The organism is Methylobacter sp. (genome assembly GCF_030680395.1).
Taxonomy (GTDB): Bacteria; Pseudomonadota; Gammaproteobacteria; order Methylococcales; family Methylomonadaceae; genus Methylobacter_A.
Genome location: NZ_JAUXVR010000006.1, coordinates 280058 through 287926, shown reverse-complemented (window position 1 = coordinate 287926; position 7869 = coordinate 280058). Strand labels below are relative to the sequence as shown.

Here is a 7869-nt window from a genome sequence, read left to right as displayed (position 1 = left end):
TTTAAAGAAGATACAGGCTGTATGCGCGGTAATGCGCAAGCTTTTACACGCCATCCATGGCATGCTGAAAGCTAAAACAGAATTTGACGGGACTCGTTTTTACACGTTTCCTGTTGAAGCAAAATCATAAAATTTTATGATGTCTTGCAAAATTGGGCTTGTGGTTTAAGAGAGTATCTACATCCGAGTCATTCAGGCATTCATTCCAAATGGTGATCTTGAACAGACTTGTTGTATAACGTGAGCGCCGAAGCCTCGGAACGATGAGTTTTAACTATTTTCGTGCTTTTCGTGGACGACGCTTTTTTTATCATGTCCGTGCGTAACATCAGTTACTCACTGATTTTAGTTTTGCAGTAAACAATTGTTCATGTTTTATGAATACGCATGATGAACCCACTTTAGTTTTTGAGCAGCAAGGTATGCAACGGAATGTTATACACGATAATATTTATCAACATTTTTTAAAAGAGTCTGGATTATGAATGCTATTGAAAAGCAACCATCTGAAACCGGGCGACGGCTTGGGAACGGCTAAAGCAAAAGACAAGAAAGAGGAATTTTTGTCGCAGATTATCAGTCGGCTGAATGAGATTTTTATTACCGACCGGCTGACCGATAACGATTTGGTTAACTTCTTTTATGCGATCAGGGACAAAATCCGTAAAAATGAACTGGTCATGAAACAGATTGCCCATAACACGCCTGAGCAAGCCTTATTAGGCGACTTTCCGAAAGCTATGGGTGACGCCATATTGGATAGCAGCGCGGCGCATCAAAATCAAATGATGCAGTTATTATCCGATCCGAAAAGAGAGGCTGATTTCTCGCGGGTTATGTTTGATTCGATGACCCGACATGCGGCTGAATTTCCGCGACAACAATATTATGGCAATTGCGCCGACCCTCATTGTTATGGCGCAAAGCCTGAAGGGTAGCGTCATTGCCGAAGGGGGCGAAATTGAAACGGGACCGGCCTGTTTGACTTCCTTTTAGATTAATGGAAATCCTTGATTGCCGAGCTTTGAAGTGATGTGGGTATAATAAGCAAAAAAACAAAATTAAACCCATATGCCTAAAGATAACCGCAAGCTTGGCTCTTTATTTTCGGCCGTGAATCCATCGGTTCGATCGTATGCTTGGGTGCTTCACATTGCGGGCTTGGCTACCGCCTATTTCATAACCGGCAAACTCGGCACTTTTTTAGCGATTCCTCCTGGCTATGCAACAGCCATCTGGCCGCCTTCAGGCATCGCCCTGGCGGGTATTCTGATCTACGGATACCGGGCATGGCCGGGTATCCTGCTGGGATCTTTTCTGGTTAACTTTGCGGCCACCTTAGCGACCGGTTCTGCTTCAGAAACGCTCACTTCAGTCATTACTACGCTGGTTATCGGCGGCGGAGCCAGCTTGCAAGCGGTGGCAGGCGCTTATTTAGTGCGGCGTTTTGCCGGTTTTCCCAATTTGCTTACCCGAGAGAGAGAAGTCTTTTTGTTCTTGTTTTTTGGCGGGATCTTAAGCGCTCTGATCAATTCGGTTATCGCAGTCTCGACGCTAGTAGCCACGGGGCGGGTTCCGTCTGCAAATTTCCTGGTTAATTGGGGAACCTGGTGGATGGGGGATGCCTTAGGGATATTTATCTTTACGCCGCTTGTTTTGGCTTGGGGGTTACGTCCCGGTGAAGCTTGGCGCACCAGACGCATGGCGATAACCGTTCCAATTATTGCAATGTTTGTGCTGACAACGGTCGCAGTTCGTTATGAGGCTCAAAATAACAGTGAGCGGCTAAAGTTTCAGTTCGATCAACAGGCTGTCGAGCTGAGCGTCGCATTGGAAAAGTCGATTTTGACACACTTAAACGTACTCCGTTCTCTCGAAAGTTTCTACTCGGCTTCGACACTGGTTGATAGAGACGAATTCCGAACTTTCGCTGCTCATTCATTAGATAATTTCCAGGGAATTCAGGCGTTGGGATGGAATCCCCGCATTCTGTCATCCGAACGGGATACCTTCGAGCGTAGTGTACGAAGTAAAGACTACCCAAACTTTCGGCTCACCGAGCAGGATGCCGATAAACAGCTGGTGCGCGCGGGGAATCGTCCGGAATATGCCCCAGTCAGTTTTGTTGAACCTTACAAGGGAAACGAAGCCGCATTGGGTTACGACGTGTATTCCGATGAGCTTCGGCGCGAGGCCGTCAACCGGGCAAGAGATACCGGGGAAATCGCCACGACTGCCCCGGTTAAATTGGTTCAGGAACACGGAAATCAGCATGGGATAATCGCGTTTATGCCTCTTTACCGCAAAGGTTTTCCGCATCAATCGCTGGAACAACGGCGTAACAATATTTCAGGTTATATGGTTGCGGTATTCAGGGGCGGCGATATTGTTATTTCGGCACTCAAAGGCCTGAATCAGGAAAGACTGTCCTACAGGCTTATTGACGAGGGCGCGCCGGCTGGAGAACAGTTGATCTTTTCCAGCGATCAGAAACAGCTAAAGCCGCTGGTCTTGCGGGAAAATGGACTTTTCGGAACAAACTTTTCTCTGGCGAGCCATTTGGTCATCCCGGTCGGCGGTCGCCAATGGCGGTTTGAGGTGGCTCCTACACAAGATTATTTTGCCTATCATCGCTCGGATAACGCATGGCTGATTTTATTGGTCGGCCTGTTGCTGACCAGTATGGGGAGCGTCTTTGCGATGGTCTTTTCCGGTCGCGGCAGCGTACTCCGGCAGCTGGTAGATGAACGCACAGCAGCGTTAGCCCAAAGTGAGGAGCGGTTTCGTTCAACTTTCGAAGGAGCACCGGTCGGCGTTGTTAATACCGCGCTGGATGGCCGCTTTTTAGCCGTTAATCAAGGCTTCTGCGATCTGGTCGGTTACAGCCGCAACGAGCTTCTGACCATGACAGTCATGCAATTGACTCATCCCGATTATCGTCAGTCCGGTGCCGATAAAATACGGCAAACCCTGGCCGGTGAAATTGCCGGATTCAATGTGGAGAAAAAATATGTGTGCAAGGATGGAAAATTCGTCTGGGGTAATTTATCGGCAACGCTGATCCGCCATCCCGATGGCTCAGCGGATTACTTTATTGCGGTTATCGAAAATATTGATCATCGTAAGCAGGCGGAAGCGGCGCTGAAGGAGAACGAGGTCTTCAAGCAGGCCATCCTGAATTCCGTCGTTGCCGAAATAGCGGTGCTGGACCATGATGGCGTTATCCTGGCGGTCAACGAACCCTGGCGGCGTTTTGCCGTCGAGAATGGTATCAAGTCCGGCATACCGGTATCAAATACTGACGTCGGCGCCAATTACCTGACGGTGTGCGGGGGGCCGGATACCGATTCTTCAGCGAATGGCAGCCTGGAAGCTTATTATGGAATTCGGGCAGTGCTGGATGAACGATTGCCCAGCTTCAGTCTGGAATATCCATGCCATTCACCGCAGCAGCAACGCTGGTTCAGCATGAGCGTTACGCCTATGGGGGAAACGGCACAAGGTAGTGCGGTTATCACTCATATGGATATCACCGTCCAGAAGCAGGCAGAAGAGCAGTTGCGCATTGCCGCGATCGCATTCGAATGCTGGGAGGGTATCGTGGTGATGGATGCAAATTTGAAAATTTTGCGGGTAAATCGGGCTTTCACCCAGATTACAGGCTATTCGCAACAGGACGTTGAGGGAAAAGCAACAGCCGCTCTCAGATCGGATCGGCACCCGGCTTCCTTTTACGACACGGTCTGGAGTGAAGTCAAGAGCACGGGAATATGGCAAGGCGAATCGTGGCAACGCCATAAAAAAGGCAAAGAGTACCCGGCACAGGTCATGATTACGGCCGTTAAGGATAAGGTCGGGCAGGTCACTCATTACGTAGGCAATATCACCGATGCGACCAACACCAAGCTGCATGAACAACAGCGCCTGCTCAACGAGGCCGCGCACCGCAACATACTTGTGCGCGAAGTGCATCACCGTATCAAGAATAATCTGCAAGGCATTATGGGGATACTGCACCAGTTTGCCCAAACCCATCCCGAGATGGGCGACCCCATCAATCAGGCTATCTGCCAAGTGCAGAGCATCTCGGTTATTCACGGATTACAAGGTAGCGCGGTCACATCATTGGTGAGGATGTCCGAACTGACTGCCGCTATAGCGGCAGGAATTGAATCGATATGGCAAAAGCCCGTCACTGTCGAAATGCCCGATGTCTGCGCGCGCTACATCATTACCGAAACGGAAGCGGTACCGTTGGCGCTGGTATTGAATGAGCTGATCTGGAATGCGATTAAGCATGGCGGGGTAGACGGGCATGTCAGTATCATGCTCAGTCATGAGCCGCACCCGGATTTGATTCAATTGAGGATCCGCAATACCGGCCTGATCCCGGCCGGATTCGGGTTGGAGGATACAAGCGCCTTCGGTACTGGCTTACAGCTGGTCGCATCGTTATTGCCGCGAGCAGGCGCCAGGCTGGCTTGGGCGCAACAGGGCGCCATTGTCGTCACCACGCTGGGCTTGGATGAGCCCGTCATTCAACTGGAATCGGGCACATTGAATTCATATGAACACTAACATCAACAAACACAGCCTTTTACTGGTCGACGACGATCGCGTGGTGCTGGCGATTCTTGCCTTAGGGTTGTCCAGGGCCGGTTATACCGTCAGCACCGCAGAATCCGTGGACGAAGCGGAAGCCCTGCTGGCGAGTGGAGAGCGGCCGCACTTGGCCATCCTCGATGTCAACATGCCCGGCCGAAGCGGGCTGGAGCTGGCTGAGCGGCTATGCTCATTCGACCGTATTCCCTTCATGCTCCTGACCGCCTACAGCGATCATGATATCGTTGAGCAAGCTGCCGCATGCGGGGCGCTGGGCTATCTGGTCAAGCCGGTCGATACGCGACAACTGGTGCCGACCATTGAAGCCGCTCTGGCCCGTGCCACAGAGCTTCAGAGTTTGCGGGTGACCGGACAGCAGTTGCAAAACGCTCTCGATACTGAACGTGAGATCAGTGTCGCCATCGGTATCACCATGGTGCAATATCGGCTTGGCCGCAAGGCAGCCTTTGAATTGTTACGCAAAACCGCACGCAGCCAGCGTCGAAAACTGACAGAACTTGCGATAGACATTATCAAAGCGAGTGAAACCCTGAATCTTGGAGAGTAGAAAAATATTTTGATTTTAGAAAAGATGTAGGTTATAACTTACACAACGATTTCGGTTTGCCTTTGCCCCCGCACCGAATCTTTGAGGCCCAGAACACGCCTCGTTAAGCTACCCGTAGATTTTTTCACAAACGGGAATTGACGAAAAATGCCCAAAAGGCAGGAGATGCGCGTGTTCATGCAGTTTGAAATTCACTTTACCCGTCAACATTACCTCTCTCTGATTGACATATCTTTGGCGCTTGCTGCTGAATTGCAGACCCGCGCCTATTGTTCGACGGTATCATCCGTATGACTGCCATCCATCAGTCAGCGGAATGCCTGCACGCCATCGGCGCAATGCGTCTTGCTCTCAAGCCGAGTGTATGGCGACTTCCCTATCTGCATGGACAATGGCCGTCCGCCTTTCTTCCGTTCATCCCGCCTGCATTAAGCTGAGGCTGACGGCATGATTAAACAAGCCCTCAAATTCTTCAGTGATAATGGATGGATGCCGCGAGTCTTGCGTTTGTCCACGCTGACAGCGCTGGAAAAGGAGATAAAAGCGTCTCAGTCGGCATTGCATGAGATGGAGAGCACTCTACAGGCGCTCAACGAGCAATTCACCGCTCTAATAGAGACGATCCCGGATGCGGTTTTTTTTAAGGATGGCGAAGGACGCTTGATAATCGCCAACGGGGCCGCCAAACAACTTTTCAAATTGCATGATATAGCCTGGCAAGGCAAGACCAATCTGGAACTCGCCGCGATATGCCCGCAACTGTGCGCCATGCACGAACAATGCTTCACAAATGATGAGGCGGCCTGGAATAAATGCGATACGCTTGTTTTTGAAGGTTATGGCATTGAAGATGAAACCGGCAATTATCGGGAGTTCTCGGTGCACAAGACGCCGCTTTTCAAGGAGAACGGCGAACGCAAGGGGCTGATCGTTATTGGCCGCGACAAGACCGACCTCTGCCTGGCCGAGCAGGAACTTCGTATTGCCGCTATAGCCATCGAATCGCAACAGGGCGTCATGGTCACCGATATCAATAAACGCATCTTACGCGTCAATAGTGCTTTTACCCGACTTACCGGCTATAGCGCCGAAGAAGTGATCGGAAAAACACCCGCTATTCTAAAGTCAGGTCGTCATAACGAAGTTTTTTATCAGGCCATGTGGGAGAAACTGATACGGGACAAGCACTGGCAGGGAGAGGTTTGGGATCGGCGTAAAAACGGCGAAATCTATCCGAAGTGGCTCACCATCACCGCAGTAGTCGACCCTGTTGGGCAAGTCAGCCATTACGTCGGTGCATTTACCGACTTGAGCGAACACAAGGATGCGGAAGCAGCCATTCACCGCCTCGCATTTTACGATCCCTTGACGGATCTTCCCAATCGAAGATGGCTTAACGACCGCCTGGAACTGGCAATATTCGTTAATGCCCGTAGCCGACACTATGCCGCAATCATGATGATCGATCTCGACAACTTCAAGGCCATCAATGATACCAAGGGTTACGGAATCGGCGACCAGTTGCTGACTGAAGTGGCGCAACGATTGAAATCCTGTGTACGCCAAGGCGATACCCTGGTGCGATTGGGCGGCGATGAGTTTGTCATCATGTTGGAAAATCTGGACATGGAGGAAAATAAAGCCGCTGCGCAAGCCCAGGGCGTAGGCGAAAAAGTCCTGAAAGCGATCAATCAGCCTTACCTGCTGGATGGACATAAACATCATACTTCAGCCAGCGTCGGCATCAGTCTGTTTATTAATTACGAAGCCACCAGCGAGGAAATACTCAAGCGAGCCGATGCTGCGATGTATCAGGCTAAAAATGCGGGGCGAAATACTTTGCTTTTCTTTGATCCGGACATGCAAGCGTCGCTGGAATCGCGCATGACGATGGAATCGGAGTTACACCATGCAGTGTCGGAAAATCAGCTCCAACTGCATTACCAGATTCAGGTAGACAGCTCAGGTCATGTACTCGGTGCAGAAGCCCTGTTGCGCTGGGAGCATCCGCAACAAGGAATGGTTTCTCCGGCCCAGTTCATCCCGCTCGCCGAGGAATCCGGGTTAATTCTGCCGATTGGCGACTGGGTACTGCGCACCGCTTGCCTGCAACTCAAGGAATGGGCCGACGACTCGCTTACAAAGGATTTGCATCTTGCCGTCAATGTGAGCTCATGTCAGTTCAGGCAACCCGACTTCGTCAACCAGGTGTGCAAGATATTGATGCAAACAGGCGCCAACGCAACACGGCTCAAGCTGGAGCTAACCGAGAGCTTGTTAATGCATAACGTCAGCGAAACCATTGAAAAGATGGAGACGTTGAAACAGCTTGGCATCCTGTTTTCGATGGATGATTTCGGCACCGGCTATTCTTCGCTAAGTTACTTGAAGAATCTACCGATCACTCAGCTGAAAATCGATCAATCCTTTGTCCGCGACATCATGACCGATCCGAACGATGCCGTTATCGTACAAACCATTATCGGCATGGCCAACAACCTTGGGCTTAAGGTGATAGCCGAGGGCGTGGAAACCGAGCAACAGCGTGCTTGCCTGGAACGTCAGGGCTGTCTCGCTTATCAGGGTTATTTGTTCAGCAAGCCGGTACCGCTGGCCGAGTTTGAGGCTCTACTGAACTTACTCCGGACACAGACGCCATCACACAAGATGTATTGAAAATCACTCATTCTTGATATCAG

General features: G+C 50.7%; 4 protein-coding genes. All 4 read left to right on the top strand.

Annotated features, from left to right (window positions below):
- Positions 1-485 precede the first annotated feature (485 nt).
- The 4 genes from Q8L79_RS02630 (at position 486) to Q8L79_RS02615 (ending at position 7846) form a co-directional block, all read left to right on the top strand.
- Complete coding sequence (locus Q8L79_RS02630) at positions 486-938, top strand: hypothetical protein (protein WP_305267761.1); 453 nt, start codon at positions 486-488, stop codon at positions 936-938.
- A 205-nt stretch (positions 939-1143) separates the two neighbouring features.
- Positions 1144-4578, top strand: coding sequence for a CHASE domain-containing protein (locus Q8L79_RS02625; RefSeq protein ID WP_305267759.1), 3435 nt, complete (start codon positions 1144-1146; stop codon positions 4576-4578).
- A complete protein-coding gene (locus Q8L79_RS02620) occupies positions 4568-5170 on the top strand; it encodes an ANTAR domain-containing response regulator (protein ID WP_305267757.1) in 603 nt (200 codons plus the stop codon). Before Q8L79_RS02625 ends, Q8L79_RS02620 begins: the two co-directional genes overlap by 11 nt.
- 447 nt (positions 5171-5617) lie before the next feature.
- Complete coding sequence (locus Q8L79_RS02615) at positions 5618-7846, top strand: GGDEF and EAL domain-containing protein (protein ID WP_305267755.1); 2229 nt, start codon at positions 5618-5620, stop codon at positions 7844-7846.
- Positions 7847-7869: the final 23 nt, after the last annotated feature.

Coding starts and splice junctions, on each gene's coding strand:
- Q8L79_RS02615 (WP_305267755.1), top strand. CDS start 5,618: ATGATTAAACAAGCCCTCAAATTCTTCAGTGATAATGGATGGATGCCG.
- Q8L79_RS02620 (WP_305267757.1), top strand. CDS start 4,568: ATGAACACTAACATCAACAAACACAGCCTTTTACTGGTCGACGACGAT.
- Q8L79_RS02630 (WP_305267761.1), top strand. CDS start 486: ATGCTATTGAAAAGCAACCATCTGAAACCGGGCGACGGCTTGGGAACG.